General features: G+C 59.9%; 18 protein-coding genes. 7 read left to right on the top strand and 11 right to left on the bottom strand.

Annotation, left to right across the window (positions count from 1 at the left end; all coding sequences use genetic code 11):
• The first annotated feature begins 49 nt into the window (after nucleotides 1–49).
• From ubiG to KBY02_RS04700, 4 genes are all read left to right on the top strand, one after another.
• Nucleotides 50–748 carry a bifunctional 2-polyprenyl-6-hydroxyphenol methylase/3-demethylubiquinol 3-O-methyltransferase UbiG gene (ubiG, locus tag KBY02_RS04715; protein WP_003369710.1) on the top strand — a complete coding sequence of 233 codons (699 nt, stop codon included), beginning with the start codon at nucleotides 50–52 and terminating at the stop codon, nucleotides 746–748.
• Nucleotides 749–751: 3 nt separating this feature from the next.
• Nucleotides 752–1,423: an N-acetylmuramic acid 6-phosphate phosphatase MupP gene (gene mupP / locus KBY02_RS04710; protein WP_024638882.1), complete on the top strand. Its 672-nt coding sequence runs from the start codon at nucleotides 752–754 to the stop codon at nucleotides 1,421–1,423.
• A gap of 12 nt (nucleotides 1,424–1,435) precedes the next feature.
• The gene (locus tag KBY02_RS04705) at nucleotides 1,436–2,176 is read left to right on the top strand and encodes a YciK family oxidoreductase (RefSeq protein WP_003404242.1); all 741 of its coding nucleotides are present in this window, start codon (nucleotides 1,436–1,438) and stop codon (nucleotides 2,174–2,176) included.
• Between the two features lie 207 nt (nucleotides 2,177–2,383).
• Nucleotides 2,384–3,310 carry a GGDEF domain-containing protein gene (locus tag KBY02_RS04700; RefSeq protein ID WP_024638880.1) on the top strand — a complete coding sequence of 309 codons (927 nt, stop codon included), beginning with the start codon at nucleotides 2,384–2,386 and terminating at the stop codon, nucleotides 3,308–3,310.
• Nucleotides 3,311–3,337: 27 nt separating this feature from the next.
• On the opposite strand, the gene KBY02_RS04695 is transcribed toward KBY02_RS04700, so the two are convergent.
• The 7 genes from KBY02_RS04695 to KBY02_RS04665 form a co-directional block, all read right to left on the bottom strand.
• Nucleotides 3,338–4,120 (bottom strand): TenA family transcriptional regulator, encoded by a 783-nt coding sequence (locus KBY02_RS04695; RefSeq protein ID WP_024652842.1) that lies wholly within the window; start codon nucleotides 4,118–4,120, stop codon nucleotides 3,338–3,340.
• Between the two features lie 31 nt (nucleotides 4,121–4,151).
• Nucleotides 4,152–6,614 carry an EAL domain-containing protein gene (locus tag KBY02_RS04690; protein WP_024660915.1) on the bottom strand — a complete coding sequence of 821 codons (2,463 nt, stop codon included), beginning with the start codon at nucleotides 6,612–6,614 and terminating at the stop codon, nucleotides 4,152–4,154.
• Between the two features lie 123 nt (nucleotides 6,615–6,737).
• Nucleotides 6,738–8,564 (bottom strand): ABC transporter ATP-binding protein, encoded by a 1,827-nt coding sequence (locus tag KBY02_RS04685; protein WP_011268570.1) that lies wholly within the window; start codon nucleotides 8,562–8,564, stop codon nucleotides 6,738–6,740.
• Nucleotides 8,557–9,189 carry a DsbA family protein gene (locus KBY02_RS04680; RefSeq protein WP_003404247.1) on the bottom strand — a complete coding sequence of 211 codons (633 nt, stop codon included), beginning with the start codon at nucleotides 9,187–9,189 and terminating at the stop codon, nucleotides 8,557–8,559. Before KBY02_RS04680 ends, KBY02_RS04685 begins: the two co-directional genes overlap by 8 nt.
• A 3-nt stretch (nucleotides 9,190–9,192) precedes the next feature.
• On the bottom strand, nucleotides 9,193–10,146 hold the full coding sequence (locus tag KBY02_RS04675) for a rhodanese-related sulfurtransferase (protein ID WP_024660916.1): 954 nt from the start codon (nucleotides 10,144–10,146) through the stop codon (nucleotides 9,193–9,195).
• Nucleotides 10,147–10,319: 173 nt separating this feature from the next.
• Nucleotides 10,320–10,613 carry a BolA family protein gene (locus tag KBY02_RS04670; protein ID WP_003404250.1) on the bottom strand — a complete coding sequence of 98 codons (294 nt, stop codon included), beginning with the start codon at nucleotides 10,611–10,613 and terminating at the stop codon, nucleotides 10,320–10,322.
• A 15-nt stretch (nucleotides 10,614–10,628) separates the two neighbouring features.
• Complete coding sequence (locus KBY02_RS04665) at nucleotides 10,629–11,156, bottom strand: DUF2059 domain-containing protein (RefSeq protein ID WP_003314637.1); 528 nt, start codon at nucleotides 11,154–11,156, stop codon at nucleotides 10,629–10,631.
• 169 nt (nucleotides 11,157–11,325) lie between these two features.
• Between KBY02_RS04665 and KBY02_RS04660 the strand changes: the two genes are divergently transcribed.
• On the top strand, nucleotides 11,326–12,720 hold the full coding sequence (locus tag KBY02_RS04660; protein ID WP_024640839.1) for a class II fumarate hydratase: 1,395 nt from the start codon (nucleotides 11,326–11,328) through the stop codon (nucleotides 12,718–12,720).
• Complete coding sequence (locus KBY02_RS04655) at nucleotides 12,713–13,327, top strand: NAD(P)H-dependent oxidoreductase (protein WP_011268572.1); 615 nt, start codon at nucleotides 12,713–12,715, stop codon at nucleotides 13,325–13,327. Before KBY02_RS04660 ends, KBY02_RS04655 begins: the two co-directional genes overlap by 8 nt.
• A 20-nt stretch (nucleotides 13,328–13,347) precedes the next feature.
• Here the strand turns inward: KBY02_RS04655 and KBY02_RS04650 are convergent, their stop codons facing one another.
• Together KBY02_RS04650 and KBY02_RS04645 are read right to left on the bottom strand one after the other, a co-directional pair.
• Nucleotides 13,348–14,307, bottom strand: coding sequence for a DMT family transporter (locus tag KBY02_RS04650; protein WP_024660917.1), 960 nt, complete (start codon nucleotides 14,305–14,307; stop codon nucleotides 13,348–13,350).
• Between the two features lie 100 nt (nucleotides 14,308–14,407).
• A complete protein-coding gene (locus tag KBY02_RS04645) occupies nucleotides 14,408–15,007 on the bottom strand; it encodes a tRNA-uridine aminocarboxypropyltransferase (protein WP_032653404.1) in 600 nt (199 codons plus the stop codon).
• 225 nt (nucleotides 15,008–15,232) lie between these two features.
• On the opposite strand from KBY02_RS04645, the gene KBY02_RS04640 reads away from it, so the two are divergent.
• Nucleotides 15,233–15,535 (top strand): hypothetical protein, encoded by a 303-nt coding sequence (locus tag KBY02_RS04640; RefSeq protein ID WP_024638875.1) that lies wholly within the window; start codon nucleotides 15,233–15,235, stop codon nucleotides 15,533–15,535.
• An 86-nt stretch (nucleotides 15,536–15,621) separates the two neighbouring features.
• On the opposite strand, the gene KBY02_RS26235 is transcribed toward KBY02_RS04640, so the two are convergent.
• The gene (locus KBY02_RS26235; protein ID WP_003418154.1) at nucleotides 15,622–15,744 is read right to left on the bottom strand and encodes a PA1414 family protein; all 123 of its coding nucleotides are present in this window, start codon (nucleotides 15,742–15,744) and stop codon (nucleotides 15,622–15,624) included.
• 199 nt (nucleotides 15,745–15,943) lie between these two features.
• Nucleotides 15,944–17,308 (bottom strand): DNA recombination protein RmuC, encoded by a 1,365-nt coding sequence (rmuC, locus tag KBY02_RS04635; protein ID WP_161429162.1) that lies wholly within the window; start codon nucleotides 17,306–17,308, stop codon nucleotides 15,944–15,946.
• Nucleotides 17,309–17,477: the final 169 nt, after the last annotated feature.

Below are 17,477 nucleotides of genomic sequence, written 5' to 3'. Positions count from 1 at the left end.
CTATAAGCCTGACTGACGAAAAAGAATTTTGAGTTCAAGAGGGACACCCATGAGCAACGTCGACCGCGCAGAAATCGCCAAATTCGAGGCCCTGGCCCATCGCTGGTGGGACCGCGAAAGCGAATTCAAGCCGCTGCATGACATCAACCCGCTGCGCGTCAACTGGATCGACGAGCGCGTCGGTCTGGCGGGCAAGAAGGTGCTGGACGTCGGTTGCGGCGGCGGCATCCTCAGCGAGGCGATGGCCCTGCGCGGCGCAACGGTGACCGGCATCGACATGGGCGAAGCGCCGCTGGCAGTCGCACAGCTGCACCAGCTCGAATCGGGTGTCAGCGTCGAGTACCGGCAGATCACTGCCGAGGACATGGCCGAAGAAATGCCCGAGCAGTACGATGTGGTGACTTGCCTGGAAATGCTCGAGCACGTGCCGGACCCGTCCTCGGTGATCCGCGCCTGCTACCGCATGGTCAAGCCTGGCGGTCAGGTATTCTTCTCGACCATCAACCGTAATCCGAAAGCCTATCTGTTCGCTGTGGTCGGCGCCGAATACATCCTCAACCTACTGCCGCGCGGCACCCACGACTTCAAGAAATTCATCCGCCCTTCCGAGCTGGGCGCCTGGAGCCGTGACGCCGGCCTGCAGGTCAAGGACGTCATCGGCCTGACCTACAACCCGCTGACCAAGCATTACAAGTTGACCTCCGATGTCGGCGTCAACTACATGATCCAGACCCTGCGGGAGGCATGACAGATGCGCCTGAGAGCGGTTTTATTCGACATGGACGGCACTCTGCTCGACACCGCACCGGACTTCATCGCCATTGCCCAGGCGATGCTTGCCGATCGCAACCTGCCGGCGGTGCCGGACAAACTGATCCGCGACGAAGTTTCCGGTGGCGCCAGAGCCATGGTCGCGGCCACCTTTGCGATGTCCCCCGAAGATCCACAATTCGAGGCGTTGCGTCTGGAGTTTCTGGAACGCTATCAGCGTGACTGCGCCGTCCACAGCAAACTGTTCGACGGCATGGACGAATTGCTGGCCGACATCGAGAAGGCCGGCCTGATCTGGGGGGTGGTGACCAACAAGCCGGTGCGCTTCGCTCAGCCCATCATGGAGCGGCTCGGCCTGGCGGAACGCTCGGCGCTGCTGATCTGCCCTGATCACGTCACACACAGCAAGCCACACCCGGAACCGATGATCCTGGCCTGCCGGATGCTCGACCTGGACCCGGCCAGCGTTCTGTTCGTAGGCGACGATCTGCGCGACATCGAGTCCGGGCGCGACGCCGGCACAAAAACCGCCGCCGTGCGCTACGGCTACATCCACCCCGACGACAATCCCGATCACTGGGGTGCCGACGTGGTGGTCGATCATCCGCTGGAATTGCGCAAGGTGCTGGATAACGCACTGTGCAGCTGCTAAACGAGGCTTTACATGTTTGATTACTCCGCGCACCCGGAACTGCTCAAGGGCCGGATCATTCTGGTCACCGGTGCCGCTCGCGGCATCGGTGCCGCAGCCGCCAAAGCCTATGCAGCACATGGCGCCACCGTCTTGCTGCTGGGCAGGACCGACGCCAGCCTGGCTCAGGTTCATGACGAGATAAAGGCAGCAGGTCAGTTGCCGCCACTGGTCATACCCTTCGATCTGCAAAGCGCCGACCCGGCGCAGTACCACGCGCTGGCGGCCATGATCGAGCGCACAGTCGGCCGTCTAGACGGGCTGCTGCATAACGCCTCGATCATCGGCCCGCGTACTTCGGTGGAACACCTGCCCGGCGAAGACTTCATGCAGGTCATGCACGTCAACGTCAATGCCACCTTCATGCTCACCCAGGCACTGCTGCCGCTGCTTCAGCGTTCGGCGGATGCGTCGATAGCCTTCACCTCCAGCAGCGTAGGTCGCAAGGGGCGCGCACAATGGGGCGCTTACGGCGTGTCGAAGTTTGCCACCGAAGGCCTGATGCAAACCCTTGCTGACGAGCTGGAGGGCGTCAGCACGGTCCGCGCCAATAGCATCAACCCTGGCGCAACCCGCACAGGCATGCGCGCGCAGGCCTATCCGGATGAAAATCCACAGAACAATCCGGCGCCTGAAGAGATCATGCCGGTCTATCTGTACCTGATGGGGCCGGACAGCAAAGGCATCAATGGGCAGGCATTGAATGCCCAGTGACAGGGACAGGCTGTTGTGACGAAAAACCGTCACAACGGCCGTTCAAAACGGCTTTTTAAGTCAAGGAATTGCCGATTTTTCGCCACTGTCAGAGAGATGGCGTCAGCTAAACCACTGATTTTAATAAGTCTGGCCAAAAATGAACCGAATGGCACCGCGTCCCCTCTAACCCAGCCAAGCCAGCAATATGTGCTGAGGAGCGAAGAGATGAATTTTCCTACCCAGACCCATGCAATCGACTTCGATACGGCTGAACTGCAACGCCTCGGGTTTAGAAATCGACCTGACGCCGTGCTTCCACCCCCGTCACTGCCCGAGCTGATCTACCAGCTTGGGCGACAATTGCAGACCAGTCTTGAAGCCGAGCGGATACTGACCCTGTTTTTTCAGGGTGTACAACGCTTCCTGCCATTGAGCGGTCTGATGTATCGACATATCGAAAGCGACTTGCAGCTGCGTCTGGGCGAGATGTCATCCGACAGCGCCAGTTTTCACCTGCGTCATGAAGGCAAATGCATCGGCGAACTGGAGTTTCAAGGCGCCAGGCCATTCGACACGCGGCAATTGAGCGACCTTGAATCGCTGCTGGTCTGCCTGGTGTACCCGCTGCTGAATGCGCTGCTATACCGCATTGCCACGCAAACTGCCCTGCGTGATCCGCTGACCAGCACCGGCAACCGCATCGCCATGGATCAGGGCCTGGCCCGAGAAATCGAAATTTCACGGCGCCACAAGCAACCGCTGTCACTGCTGATGCTGGATATCGACCACTTCAAGAAAGTGAATGATGAATACGGTCATCATACCGGCGACGATGTGCTGAAAACCGTTGCGCAGAGCCTGAAGGCGCAACTGCGCAATATTGATCGGGTGTTCCGCTATGGCGGTGAAGAGTTCGTTGTGATTCTGTCCAACACCGGCGCCGACTCTGCCGAACTGATTGGTCAGCGTCTGTGCCAGGCGGTGCGCAATCTCGAGTTTCGCGAACTCAGCCCGGCGTTGACCATGACCGTGAGCCTGGGTTGCTCGACACTGCTGCCGACGGAAACAGCCGACAGCCTGCTGCGCCGTGCCGATAATGCGCTGTACGTCGCCAAACGCGAAGGCCGTAACCGTATCGCCATGGCCAGCTAGCCCTCTCTCCCGCCTTTTCGCCCGCCCCTACGCCTCCAGCGCGGCAACACGTCCTCGCGGCTTGACCCTGTCCAGTTGCATGCAACGCTCAAGAAACAGGTACATGTAGTCGTAGCTTTTGGTAACGGCCTGACGCAGCTCGGTCTGCAATTGCACACTCGGCTTGTTGCCCACCAACGTACAAATGATCTCGAGCGCCTCCCAAGGGTGAGCATCGTCGTATTGCGCATGCATCTTGAGCCACTTCATGGCCTTCTTGCGGGTCTCTTCAGGAAACGCTTCAGCGTACGCACCAGTGGAACAGACCACAGCCGACCATTCGCCCGTCGCCCCTTCAATAGCGTAGTTGGTAGCCGCCATCGCCACGGCCAGCGAATCCGACGAGCTGGTCTGCCAGCACCAGTGGCTCAGCGCGTGCAACTCGGGCGCTACCCGCTGATCGTGCAAGTCCTCAAGCGTCACATCATGCGCCGCGCACCAGTTGACCCAGTAGTCGGCATGATTGAGTTCGACGCGAATATTGCGCATCAGCCAGCGGCGCGCCATGTCTTCACCCGGGTGACGACCGAAACGGGTCTTGGTGAGGTTCTTGGCCATGTACACCGCGAATTGTTCGACGACTGGCCATCCGCCGATCAGGTAGTGGCGCATGATCTGCGGACTCAGCGTCGCGTCACGCATCTGCTGGTACAACTCGTGCTCGACCACCCGTGCTTTTGCAGCGCTGCAATCCTTGATCAACTGCTGCGCCCAGGCCGGATAACTGCTGGCTTCCATGAGCGGACCGGTTCTATCGAAAGCATCGATCACTGGGGTATCTCCTTATGAGGGTTTCAACTGATTAACGTAGCGTTCCTGGCGCGCCGAACATCAGGGGGTCAGGCCGTACGGGCTGAATATAAAGACTCTCGCAAGTGAACAATTCAGGGCGGGAAATCAGATAGCCTTGTGCAAAATCCACGCCCATTTCCTGCAACGCAGATTCGATCTGCGGCGTTTCAACGTATTCAGCAATAGTGCGCTTGCCCATGACATGACCGATATTATTGATCACCTCGACCATAGCCTTGTTGATCGGGTTGTCGAGCATGTCCTTTACAAAACTGCCATCGATCTTCAGGAAATCCACCGGCAAGTGCTTGAGGTAGGCAAAAGACGACATACCCGAGCAGAAATCATCAAGGGAAAACTGACACCCCAATGCCTTCAACTCGTTAATGAATCTGATCGCACTTTGCAGGTCGGCAATCGCACTGGTCTCGGTGATCTCGAAGCAGATCATCCCGGGCGATACGTCAAACGTCTTGAACTGCTGTTTCAGGTATTCGAGGAACGTATCATCCCCGATACTCGATCCAGACAAATTTATAGCACATAGTGCCTGCGGCACCTGATGCCGATCATCACTCTGGCACTGGGCAATGACTTTGAACACATTGTGTACCACCCAGCGATCGAGGGTGGTCATGAGGCCGTAGCGTTCGGCGGCCGGAATGAAATTGTCCGGTACGACCATTCGTCCAGACTCGTCGCGCAGGCGCAAGAGGATCTCAATGTGTCGTACTTCGCCCACTTCGCCCTTTATTGAGGCGATTTCCTGCGCATAAAGGCAAAAGCGATTCTCGTCCATTGCCATGTGCAGCCGCTGTATCCAGGCCATCTCGCCGAAACGCATCGACAGCGTCAGGTCATCCACACTGTAGGCCTGGACTCGGTTGCGACCTCTTTCCTTGGCCATATAACAGGCCATGTCTGCAGCAGACAATGATCCTTCCAGAGACGCAGGTGTATCGCCGAGGTGTACCAGGCCAATACTGACGGTAGTCATGAATGGCCGACCTTTCCACATGAAATGCAGACGCTGCACCACTTCGCGCAACGCCTCGGCCATATCGAGCGCCGTTTCGGCAGGACAATCGACCAGCAACACACCGAACTCGTCGCCTCCCAGCCGGGCCAGCGTATCCCCGTCACGCAAGCCCTGCGGCAAGGCCCGGCACAGCTGGCGCAGCAGTTCATCACCCGCCGCATGGCCACCGGTATCATTGACCAGCTTGAACTGATCCAGATCGAGAAACATCAGGCAATGGCTTCGACCCTGACCGCAGTCTTCGTCGAGCACGCGCTGCAAACGGCGTTCGAACTCGCTGCGGTTGACCAGGCCGGTCAGCGGATCATGGGCAGCCTGCCACGACAGATCGGCGATGTACTGCTGCTCCTGGGTCATGTCATGCAGCACCAGCACCGCGCCACTGATCACGCCTTCGGTGTAGATCGGCGTGCCGACCAGCGCCACCGACACGGTGCTGCCATCAAGCCGCTGGATCAGCTTGCTGTTGGCACTGCCGCCCTTGAGCTTGCCGGTGATGATCTGCTCGACCAGCGTTGACTGATCCTTCTGATCGTTTTCATCCAGCAGATTGAACAGCGCAGCCAGCGGAAGTCCGCTGGCCTGAGTGCTTTTCCAGTGGGCCAGGCCCTCGGCGGCCGGGTTCATGTAGACGATGGCGCCGGCCACATCGATGGTGATCACCCCGTCGCCGATGGACTCCAGCGTGATCTGCGCCCGCTCCTTCTCCAGTTGCAGGGCGTCGGCAAACACGCGGCGCTGGACGATCAGACGGCGCACCCGCAGCAGTGCCAGAAGAATCAATACCACGGCGGTGATCAGATTGACCGCTATCAACAGGTTGAGGATCAGCCTTGAGCCTTCGCCCAGCGCATCACTGAACGCACGCGCAGCAGGCGTGACGCCCTCATTGATGACATTGATCTGCTCGCGCCATTGATCGACCTCGGCGGCGCTCACAGCACCCTGACCGACCCGGTCGTGGATGTGCCGGGCAAGTTCGTCGAGCTGCATGAGGTAGCCATCACCCACTTCCCAGAAATGAATGGCCTGTTTCATGAAACTGAAGTTGTGGAAGTTCAGGTACATCCAGATGATGCCATTCACATCATCCGGGTGATTGCCGCCCTGAATGATTCCGCCTCTGGCATCCGCCAGGGACGGGATGGGCTGATCGAGCGCCTTGCGCAGCGCATGGCCGCCCTGAGGTACGGAAAAGGCTTTTTGATACTTGAGGTAGTCACGCTCATCATGCCGGTTGGCGTACAGGCTCAGGTAGTGGATAGCGTCCTTCTGCCCCTTGGACCAGAGACTCTCCCCCGCCACATAGCTGCGCACGGCAGACATGGTGTAGAGACTGACGCATCCCAGCAACGCCTGAAACAGCGCGACGGCAATGAAAGGCCATACGATGCCCAACAGACGGGGCTTGGAGAAGGTCCATGGTTGCTTCATGGGTTTCACGTCACCACATGCCTGAATAAACGTCTAGCGCAGAGACTAGGCTAAATTCGCCCATGATGGCAGGTGAATCTCCCGCAATCGAGCCAACCTGTGCGCTGATCAAGGCTTGGCACATCAGATTTGTTGTAAATGTCCGTACAGTTTTGCGTACAGACCTCCATCGGCAATCAACTGCTGATGGTCACCGTCCTCCGCAATACGCCCGCCATCAAATACCAGTACCCGGTCAGCCTGCTTCACGGCCGACAGGCGGTGGGCAATGATCAACGTCGTGCGGCTGCGCAGAAAACGTGCGAGTGCCTGATGCAGGTTGTACTCGGTGGCAGCGTCCAGCGCCGAGGTGGCCTCATCGAGGATCACCACCTTGGGGTCGGACAGGACCATGCGCGCGATTGCCATGCGCTGGCGCTGGCCACCCGACATTCTGACTCCGGAGCGTCCGACCACGCTGTCCAGACCCTGTGGCAGATCGCGGATCGCGGAATCGAGCTGCGCAACTTCCAGTGCACGCCAGCAGGCTTCATCGCTGCAGTCGCGGCCCATGGTCAGGTTGGCGCGTACGGTGTCGTTGAACAGGGCCGGATGCTGCAGTACCACGGCGACGTTTTCGCGCACGGTCTCCAGGCCAATATCCTGCTGGCTGACGCCGCCAAAACGGATCACGCCGGTGCGCGCCGTATAGAGCCCCAGCAGCAACTGCACCAAGGTGCTCTTGCCACCCCCGCTGGCACCGACGATGGCGACTTTTTCTCCCGGCGCAATGTTCAGGTTCAACTGGTCCAGCACCAGGTCTTCGCCATAGCCAAAGGTCAGGCCACGGACCTCGACCCCTACGGTTTCCTTGCCCTCGAACGGGTCGGTGCCGCCGGCATATTGCGGCTCGTCGGCGCGCGCCAGCAACTCGTTGATGCGCGTCAGCGCCCCGCCTGCCGCGTAGTAGGCGTATTGCAGGTTCAGCAGTTGCTCAACCGGCGTCATCATGAACCACAGGTAACTGAACACCGCGAGCATCTGCCCGATGGACAGGTCCGAGAACAGCACGGTAAGCATTGCCGCGGCGCGAAAGATATCGATACCGAACTGGAACAGCAGCCCGCTGGCACGGCCCGAGGCGTCGCTTTTCCACTGTGAATTGATTGCGTAGTCACGCACTTCCTGCGCGCGTACGCCCAGGCGTCCCAGAAAGAAGCCTTGTCTGTTCCCGGCCCGAACTTCCTGAATCGCATCCAGCGTTTCACTCAGTGCCTGGGTAAACCGCGACGTACTGTCGTTCTCCAGCTTCTTGAGGTGCTTGACGCGCTTGCCCAGTTTCACCGTGAGCAGGATGACCAGCGGGTTGAACAGCATGATCAGCAGCGCCAGTTTCCAGTGCATCCACATCAGAATGCCTGCAGTGCCGGCCAGGGTCAGCGTGGCCACCAGCAGGCGGCTGAGGGTTTCACCGACGAACTTGTCCAGCGTATCCAGATCGGTCACCAGGTGCGTGGTCACCGTACCGCTGCCCAGGCTTTCGTATTCACGCAGGGAAATGCGCTTGAGCCGCTCGATCAGCCGCAGCCGGATACGATAGACGATGTCCTTGGCCAGCCCGGCGAACAGCCGCGCCTGCAACACATTGAACACCAGCGCCCCGACCCGCAGCACCAGCGTTAACGACAGCATCAGGCCAATGTAGCCCGCTGCCTTTTGCCAGTTGCCAGGCAGCAGGTGATCCATGACCTTGAGCGCAGCATCGCCACGGCCCAGCAACACCTCGTCGACCAGCAACGGCAGCAGCAACGGGATAGGCACACTGCACAGCGTGGCCAGCACCGCGACACCGTTGGCCAGCCACAAGGATTTTTTATGCCGCAAGGCAAGACGACGGATCTCGGCCCAGCTCAATGCGTCGCTGCGTGTGGCGTGCGGCTGTCGGGCAGCCTCAGGCACTTCATCATGCACTGGCTGCACGCTCCAGCCATCGACCCAGCAAGGGCGAAAGGCTGCTCAATGGCTGATAACCGTTGGTCAGCAGCGCCAGCTGACCGTTGCGCTCTGCCAGCAGGGTCGGGAAGCCGGCAATCCCCAGATCCTGTGCCCAGGCGAAATCGGCGGCGGTGGCCGCCTGGCGCTGCGGACTTTCGAACTCATCGGCAAATGCCTGACGCGACAGCCCTGTCTGCTCCGCGAGCTCAGCCAGCACCGACGGACGCGTCACGTCCCGCGCCTCGTTGTAGAACGCCCGCTGGATGAGCCCGACCAGTTCCCAGGCGCGGTCCGGGTCCAGCTGCCGTGCCGCAGTGACCGCCAGACAGGCAGGCGTAGTGTCGTAGACAAACCCTTCCGGCAGCGCCCCTTCGCGAAGAAACGGCTGGCCGGTAGCCTCTTCGACCGCCTGCCAGTGCTCAAGAATGTAACGACGCTTGGCAGGCTCCAGCGCAGCACCTTCGGAGCGCAGACCGCCCATGACCAGATGCAGCGGCACGCCCGCCGCCCGAGCCTGTTGCACCAACGCGTCGGCAACCGGAGCAAAGCCCCAGCACCAGGAGCACATCGGGTCCATGACATAGATCAGGCGGGCAGACATGGCTCAGGCCTCGGAGGGTAAACGGTAGTTGCGACCGATCGGATGCGGCTGATTACGTGCCTTGGCCAGTTCGATCTGCTTTTGCCGGTCGATGGCGCTGCGACGCGTCTTCTCGCTCAGCGAATCCCAGCAATGCGGGCAGCTGACGCCAGGCGAGTAATGCTCGCTGGCGCGGTCCTCGGCACTGATGGGCGTGCGGCAGGCGTGACACTGATCATAATCGCCTTCGGTCAGGTCGTGGCGCACCGTGACCCGATTGTCGAACACGAAACACTCGCCGCGCCAGTGACTTTCCTGCTCGGGGACTTCTTCCAGATACTTGAGAATGCCGCCCTTGAGGTGATAGACCTCTTCGAAGCCCTCGCCGAGCATGTAGCTCGAGGCTTTTTCGCAACGGATGCCACCGGTGCAGAACATGGCGACTTTCTTGTGCACTGCCGGGTCGAAATGCGCCTTGATGTATTCCGGAAACTCTCGAAACGACGTGGTCTTCGGATCGATGGCGCCCTCGAAGGTGCCGATCGACACTTCGTAATCGTTGCGGGTATCGATCAGCAGCACTTCAGGATCGCTGATCAGGTCGTTCCAGTCCTTGGGCTCGACGTACGTACCGACGCTCTTGTTCGGGTCGACGCCTTCGACGCCAAGGGTCACGATCTCTTTCTTGAGCTTGACCTTGGTGCGATAGAACGGCTGCTCGTCGCAGTAGGATTCCTTATGGTCGATATCGATCAGGCGCGGGTCGCTCTTCAACCACGCCATCAGGCCATCGATGCCTTCGCGACTGCCGGACACCGTACCGTTGATGCCCTCGTCGGCAATCAACAGCGTGCCCTTGATGCCGTTGTCGACCATCGCCTGCAACAGCGGCTCGCGCAGTTCCACGAAATCGCTGAGGGTGACGAACTTGTACAGCGCAGCCACGACGATCGGCTGAGTCATCGGCTCTTGAGTCATGTATCTCTCCAGTGGCGACCCTCGCAAAGGGCCTACCGGGTAAAAAAATGCGGACCAAAAAAACGCACCGGCCAGGCGGCGCGGTGCGGATTCTAGCAAAAACCGGAGTGCAGCAGACAGCTCGGCGGGGCAATCGCCCCCGGCAAGGGGGCAGGATCAGTAAAAAGCCCTGATCAATGCCCGCCGGCGCAGGTCGGTGAAGCAGGCGCTGTACCGACCTTCGACCATTCTTCAGGCGTGTAGGTGTGCAACGCCAGTGCATGAAACTCGCCCATGAGCGGTCCCAGCGTGGCGTAAACCTTCTGGTGCCGCTTGACCGAGTTCAGGCCCTGAAACTGATCACTGACCAGAACCGCCTTGTAATGGGTCTGCTGACCACGACTGTGCATATGACTCTCGTCGAGTACTTGCAGGTGGTGCGGTTGCAGCAGCGCAAGCGCCGACTCGATTCGTTGTTGCATGGTCATGATGGAAATCGCCTGTCAGGGCTTTTTGGCCGGAGCCGGAGCAGCTGCCTTGGCAGGTTCCAGTTCGGCAGTCATGTCAGCCAGCAGCTTGTTGACCACCGGAACAGCGCTTTCCAGCTTGCTCTGGGTCAGCTGGGCCGACTGCTGAGCCAGCTCAGGCATCTTGGTCATCACTTTCTTGCCCAGTGGCGACTGGTAGAACGCGACCAGATCCTTCAGCTCGCTTTCGGTGAAGTTTGCGGTGTACAGCTTGACCATCTCGGGCTTGAGCTTGTTCCAGCCAATGGCTTGGTCCAGAGCGGTGTTGGCCTTGGCCTGATAGGTTTCAAGCAGGGCTTTCTTCGATGCAGGTGCCTTGGTTTCAGCGAAACGCTGAGCGAACATCTGCTGAACCTGAGCGTAGACCGGAGCGCCCAGGCGATCGGCGTTGGCAAGCTTCAGGAACGTTTCGGCGCTCGCGTTGTGACTGGCGGTGTCGGCGAAGACCTGGCCGCTGGCACAGACCAGGGCTACCGCGGTACAAATGGCACGAAGACGGGTCATCGAGTTTCCTTATCTAGCAAACGAGGCATTACCCCAGGGCCGACCATTCTGCGCTTATCTGGGCTTTTGGCTCAACCCCCGGTTCACCCAGCGGTTAAAAAGCACTGCGCGGGAACCCTGTGGGCATATGGACACCTAACCCTGCAACGCACTTAAAGGAGTAAGACCAGTGAGCCGCACCGAAACCGATAGCATTGGCCCGATCGAAGTCCCCGAAGATGCCTACTGGGGCGCGCAGACCCAACGCTCACTGATCAATTTTGCGATTGGCGACCAGCGAATGCCGCTGCCCGTCCTGCACGCACTGACCCTGATCAAGAAAGCTGCCGCACGGGTCAACGATCGAAATGGCGACTTGCCTGCCGACATCGCCCGCCTGATCGAACAGGCCGCCGACGAAGTGCTCGACGGTCAGCATGACGCGCAATTTCCGCTGGTGGTCTGGCAGACCGGCAGTGGCACACAGAGCAACATGAACGTCAACGAAGTGATCGCAGGCCGCGCCAACGAACTGGCTGGCCAGGGGCGTGGCGGCAAGTCACCGGTTCACCCCAACGATCATGTCAACCGCTCGCAAAGCTCCAACGACTGCTTCCCGACGGCCATGCACATTGCCACTGCCCAGGCGGTCAAGGCGCAGCTGCTGCCGGCCATCGCCGAACTGTCCAGCGGGCTGGCCGAACAGGCCGCGCGGCACATGAAGCTGGTCAAGACCGGGCGCACACACATGATGGACGCGACGCCGATCACCTTCGGCCAGGAGCTGTCCGGGTTTGTCGCGCAACTCGATTATGCGGAAAAAGCCATTCGCGCCGCCCTGCCCGCCGTCTACGAGCTGGCTCAGGGCGGGACGGCAGTCGGCACCGGGCTCAATGCGCCCAAGGGCTTTGCCGAGGCCATTGCCGCAGAACTGGCGGCCCTGTCCGGACTGCCATTCGTCACCGCACCCAACAAGTTCGCCGCGCTGGCCGGTCACGAGCCACTTGCAGCGCTGTCCGGCGCACTGAAGACGCTGGCCGGCACACTGATGAAAATTGCCAACGACCTGCGTCTGCTGGGCTCAGGCCCGCGTGCCGGTCTGGCAGAAGTCAGACTGCCTGCCAATGAGCCCGGCAGTTCGATCATGCCCGGCAAGGTCAACCCGACCCAGTGCGAGGCCTTGTCGATGCTCGCCTGCCAGGTCATGGGCAACGACGTGACCATCGGTTTCGCCGCCAGTCAGGGCCACCTGCAACTGAACGTGTACAAGCCGGTGATCATCCATAACGTTCTGCAGTCGATTCGCCTCTTGGCCGACGGCTGCAGCAATTTCAACGAACACTGCATCGCGGGCATGGAGCCGGATGGCGAAAAAATGGCCGAACACCTGGAGCGCGGCCTGATGCTGGTCACCGCACTCAATCCGCATATCGGCTATGACAAGTCGGCGCAGATTGCCAAGAAAGCCTACACCGAAGGTCTGACCCTGCGCGAAGCGGCATTGGCGCTGGGTTACCTGACCGATAAAGAGTTCGATGCCTGGGTGCGGCCGGACAAAATGCTCGAGGCAGGCAGTAATGGCTGATGCCAGAAGCGGCGCAACGCCACTGGAAGGCAATGGCAAACGAATCCTGATGGTCTACGGCACGCCGAAGGCCATCAGTTTCTGCCACGCCCTGGGTGACGCCTACGCGCAAACGGCGCGTGGCGAAGGGCATGTGGTGCGGGTCATCAAGCTGGGCGAACTGGACTTCGATCCGATTCTGCATAACGGCTACGATCAGACTCAGACACTTGAGCCCGACCTGCTCGAAGCCCAGCGCCAGATTCACTGGGCCGAGCATCTGGTCTTCGTCTATCCGGTCTGGTGGGGCGGCTTGCCGGCGTTGTTGACGGGCTTTTTCGACCGGGTGTTGACGCCCGGTTTTGCGTTCAAGGTCCACGGCCGCAAGCACTCATCCAATGAACTGCTTCGCGGCCGGACAGCTGAGCTGCTGGTCGCCATGGACACGCCGCCACGCTACTTTCACTGGATCTACGGCGCGCCGGCTCACCGGCAGATGGTTAGGACCATACTCGGCTTTTGCGGGATAAAGACCAAACGCCTGACCGAGTTTGCTCCGGTACACAGCGCCAGCGAACAGCAGCGCCAGGAATGGATTATTCAGGCGCAGGGGCTGGGCAGACGCTGATCTGCCCCGCCACCCGCCAGTCAGGCCTGCGCCAGCCGGGCCTTGCGTGCCCTGAGGCCGGCGACCAGCGAAGGGCCAAGCGCAGTCAGCGCCGACCCGGCCACCACCAGCAGCGCACCGCCATAACCCAGCACGTTCAACTCTTCAGCCTGCACGTAATCCGGCCATAGCCAGGCGGCAAGCGCCACGGCGGTCAGCGTCACCAATGGCGTCAGCGCAAGCGTCGCACTGACCCGCGAGGCCTCCCAGTGCGCCAGCGCCTCGGCAAAGGCGCCGTAGGCCACCAGCGTGTTCAGGCAGCAGGCCAGCAGCAGCCAGCCTTGCAACGGGCTCAACAGCAATGCCTCGGCAGGATGCGCCCACGGCGTCAGCAACAGGGCGCAAAACAGGTAGATGACCATCATCACCTGCAGCGAATTCCATACTGTCAGAAGCTGCTTCTGACTCAGCCCGTAGAACGTCCAGATGGTCGAGGCCAGGAGCACCACCAGCACACCCAGGGTGTAGTCGCCCAACGAGGTGAAAAGCTCCACCAGACGCTGATTGAAAAAGAATCCGAAGCCCACCAGCAGCACCATCAGGCCGATGCCCTGCCCCAGACTGAAACGCTCCTTGAACAGAAAGATGCTGCTGATCAGCAGAAAAATCGGACCGACCTGAACCAGCAATTGCGTGGTGCCCGGGCTCAGCAGGCGCAAGCCAATGAGGTACAGCACATAGTTGCCGACCAGACCGAACACGGCCAGCCCGACCAGCACCCTGCCCTTGCGCCCCAGCACCTTGAAGCTGGGCAGGCGCTTGACCGAGGCCAGCCAGATGAACAACAGCGCCCCGGACACAGCCAGGCGGAACCAGGTCACGGTCACCGGATCCATCACCTGCAGCACCTGCTTGAGCTTGATCGGCAAAATGCCCCACAGCAGTGCGGTCAACAGTGACAGGCAGAGGCCATAGACCCAACGACCAGACGAGATGTGCATTGCAACTTCCGCGAGAGATAGAACAGAACACCCATTCTAGGCGCTGATCGGCAAAGCAACAGTTACAGCTGGATGCAGTTAACGACGCGAATTGTGCTCCTTACCCCTGGCCGCCGTGGTTGCGCTGGTAGGTCTCACTGCCCATGGCCTGAATCTGACCTTCGATCAACGCATCGAACGGCTTGAGCAACGCCTCGAACGAGGCAGGTGCTTCCAGCGTCTGCAAGGTGTGCACGATGGCCTCGAGCGTCGACAAGGCCTCAGGGCCCGGCGCCCTGCGCAAGCGATAACGCGAAACAGGCGCGGGGCCCGGCGTCACCCTTGGCAGCTCGGCGAGCAAAGGGTTGAGGTGCAGCAATTTGCGCGCCTTGCGCCAAGTGCCATCCGGCACGACCAGCAGCATGGGCAGCGAATCCTGTGCATAAGAAGTCAACGTCTGCGCAGTGTCCCCCGGAAACAGCAATCGCGCTTGATAGCCAGGCGGATTCAAAAGCGCTTGCAGATCGTCGAACACTTCACCCACCAACAACTGCGCATTGACCAGACCGAGCGAGGCCAGTCGGGCGGTGTTCAAGGCATGACCGACTTCATCCGGATGCTGCAGGATCAACACCCGCGTGCGGCTGTCCAACTGCGGAATCAGGGCGCACAGACAATGCGTGGCAGGACGCAGGCAACGTTCACAACGGGCACGGGGCATCGATGGGTACTCGATCAATCTCACATGGTCAAAAAGGCTGCGCTGCGCGACGAATCAGCGTTGCCGCAAACCGCCTGTCGAACAGCCGTGCATTTTAAACAAATCAGCACCGCAACGGCGCGGCAATCCACAGCCGCAACGGCGATTTGAGCTAGCCTCATGGGTCTGGGCTGGAGAAATGAAGTACGCCTGCTGTATCTGACAAGATCCACATCAGGGGCTTTCATGAATCGCGAAGAGATCAGGCAAAAGGTGTTCGACGCCCTAGGCATCATTCTAGTGGACAAGAGCGCCATTCAGGATGACGCCACCTTCGTCGATCTGACCCTTGATGACGATGATATCGAGCTGTTTTTCCTCGCGCTGGAGGAAGCCTTCGATTTCACCCTCCCTGAAGCCATCAGAACACAGGCAATCACCAGACCAGAGCAGTTTGCGCTGCACAGGATCATCGAGCTGATTTTTTTATTGCAGGAGGCGAAAAAGGGATCGGCAAAGCCGGGGGAAGAGACAGGACACCAGCATTGAACGCAGGCCCTTGTATCGGGACGCCCTGTGCGCCCCGACGAAACTCAACATGCGCATTACCCTGTGGCGAGGGTCAGGCGAGAAGCTTACCGGCGTTGGCGGCGACGATCATCGTCGGCACGAACCGGAATGGGTTGCAGTTTTGGGCGTTCTATCAAACCCAATGCAACGCCTACATCGTGGAGCCATTCTTGCAGTTTGCTATTCATAGAGCCCCCTTGAGGGAAATACTCGGCAGTCGATCAGTACTCATCACTCACTAGAGATCATAGAAGCAAATGAACTGTTAGCCGAGTGCAACGGGAAACAATTTTCCCGATGGAGTCAATGTGACATTTGTGCAGCGTAGCTTCTAGTCTTTGCGACGGACGGCCTGTTACTGAACATTACGCCGGGCAGTCGTACGGCTCAGTCAGGCGGGCTGATCAGGCCATCATTATCGGTCATCGCCCGCTCCAGCAAATCGGCAGGCAGACTCTTGCTCGCGCGCGCACCCAGCAGTTTGAGCTGTTCGCTGCGGCTGATCAGGTTGCCGCGCCCTTCCGTCAGCTTGTTGCGCGCCGCCGAATAGGCCTTGTCCAGCTGTTGCAGGCGGTTGCCGACCTCATCCAGATCCTGAATGAACAACACGAACTTGTCGTACAGCCAGCCTGCCCGCTCAGCGATCTCACGGGCGTTCTGGCTCTGACGCTCCTGCTTCCACAGGCTGTCAATCACCCGCAAGGTGGCCAGCAGGGTCGTAGGGCTGACAATCACGATGTTGCGGTCGAAGGCTTCCTGGAACAAATTCGGCTCGGCCTGCAGGGCGGCGGAAAAGGCGGCCTCGATAGGCACGAAAAGCAGAACGAAATCCAGACTGTGCAGCCCTTCGAGACGCTTGTAATCCTTGCCCGACAAGCCTTTGACATGGTTACGCAACGACAGTACGTGCTGCTTCAGCGCAGCCTGACCAATGACTTCATCATCGGCAGACACATATTGCTGGTAGGCCGTCAGGCTGACCTTGGCGTCGACCACCACCTGTTTGTCGCCCGGCAACATGATCAACACGTCAGGCTGAAAGCGTTCGCCGTCCGGCCCCTTGAGGCTGATTTGCGTCTGATACTCACGACCCTTTTCAAGCCCGGCATGCTCAAGCACACGCTCCAGGATCAGCTCGCCCCAGTTGCCCTGGGTCTTCTGCCCCTTCAAGGCGCGTGTCAGGTTGGTCGCCTCATCACTCAACCGCTGATTCAACTGCTGCAGACGTTCAAGTTCCTTGGCCAGGGAAAAGCGTTCGCGCGCTTCGTTCTGGTAACTCTCCTCGACACGCTTTTCGAACGACTGGATACGCTCCTTGAGCGGCGTGAGCAATTGGCCCAACTGCTGCTGGCTGGTTTCGGCGAAGCGCTGCTCGCGCTCATCGAAAATCTTGCCCGCCAATTCGGCGAACTGTGCACGCAGCTCATCACGGGAACCCTGCAGATCGTTCAGGCGCTGCTGATGGCCATCCTGCTGTTCACGCAGCTCAGCGTTAAGCGCCGCACACTGCGCATCAAGACGACGCAGTTCTGCCTCTCTGGCGGCACGCTCATGATTCCAGTCCTGGGCCGTTTCGCGCGCGTTATCGCTTTCCTGACGCAGCAACTCGACCTCGCGGCGTAACGCGGCAAGATCAGCCTGCTTGGCCGCATTGGCCTGACTGAGGTCGCTGACCTCGTCACGACACGCATCCAACTGGGCATTGAGACCTTCCTGCGCCATTTGCGCCATGCTCAGACGCTCATCGAGCAGCGCGCTCTCGGCCTGACGAGCGGCCAGACGGCGCTGCAGATGCCAGAGCAGAGCCAGCAAGGGCAGCGCTGCTGCGGCGAGCCCCAGTAACAGGCTGTTCAGGTCCAGTGCCATAAAGACTCCATGCGGGCTGAATAATAACGGCCAGCGGCAGTTTGGGTAGGGCGTG

It is taken from the genome of Pseudomonas sp. P129, assembly GCF_020312195.1.
GTDB classification, from domain to species: Bacteria; Pseudomonadota; Gammaproteobacteria; order Pseudomonadales; family Pseudomonadaceae; genus Aquipseudomonas; species Aquipseudomonas fragariae.
The sequence above is the reverse complement of the archived record's forward strand: the minus strand, read 5'-3'. Positions and strand labels throughout refer to the sequence as shown.

Excerpts from the sequence above, each read along its gene's own strand:
- ubiG (WP_003369710.1), top strand. The coding sequence starts at position 50 with ATGAGCAACGTCGACCGCGCAGAAATCGCCAAATTCGAGGCCCTGGCC.
- mupP (WP_024638882.1), top strand. The coding sequence starts at position 752 with ATGCGCCTGAGAGCGGTTTTATTCGACATGGACGGCACTCTGCTCGAC.
- KBY02_RS04705 (WP_003404242.1), top strand. The coding sequence starts at position 1,436 with ATGTTTGATTACTCCGCGCACCCGGAACTGCTCAAGGGCCGGATCATT.
- KBY02_RS04700 (WP_024638880.1), top strand. The coding sequence starts at position 2,384 with ATGAATTTTCCTACCCAGACCCATGCAATCGACTTCGATACGGCTGAA.
- KBY02_RS04690 (WP_024660915.1), bottom strand. The coding sequence starts at position 6,614 with ATGAAGCAACCATGGACCTTCTCCAAGCCCCGTCTGTTGGGCATCGTA.
- KBY02_RS04680 (WP_003404247.1), bottom strand. The coding sequence starts at position 9,189 with ATGTCTGCCCGCCTGATCTATGTCATGGACCCGATGTGCTCCTGGTGC.
- KBY02_RS04675 (WP_024660916.1), bottom strand. The coding sequence starts at position 10,146 with ATGACTCAAGAGCCGATGACTCAGCCGATCGTCGTGGCTGCGCTGTAC.
- KBY02_RS04670 (WP_003404250.1), bottom strand. The coding sequence starts at position 10,613 with ATGACCATGCAACAACGAATCGAGTCGGCGCTTGCGCTGCTGCAACCG.
- KBY02_RS04665 (WP_003314637.1), bottom strand. The coding sequence starts at position 11,156 with ATGACCCGTCTTCGTGCCATTTGTACCGCGGTAGCCCTGGTCTGTGCC.
- KBY02_RS04655 (WP_011268572.1), top strand. The coding sequence starts at position 12,713 with ATGGCTGATGCCAGAAGCGGCGCAACGCCACTGGAAGGCAATGGCAAA.
- KBY02_RS04650 (WP_024660917.1), bottom strand. The coding sequence starts at position 14,307 with ATGCACATCTCGTCTGGTCGTTGGGTCTATGGCCTCTGCCTGTCACTG.
- KBY02_RS04645 (WP_032653404.1), bottom strand. The coding sequence starts at position 15,007 with ATGCCCCGTGCCCGTTGTGAACGTTGCCTGCGTCCTGCCACGCATTGT.
- KBY02_RS04640 (WP_024638875.1), top strand. The coding sequence starts at position 15,233 with ATGAATCGCGAAGAGATCAGGCAAAAGGTGTTCGACGCCCTAGGCATC.
- KBY02_RS26235 (WP_003418154.1), bottom strand. The coding sequence starts at position 15,744 with ATGAATAGCAAACTGCAAGAATGGCTCCACGATGTAGGCGTTGCATTG.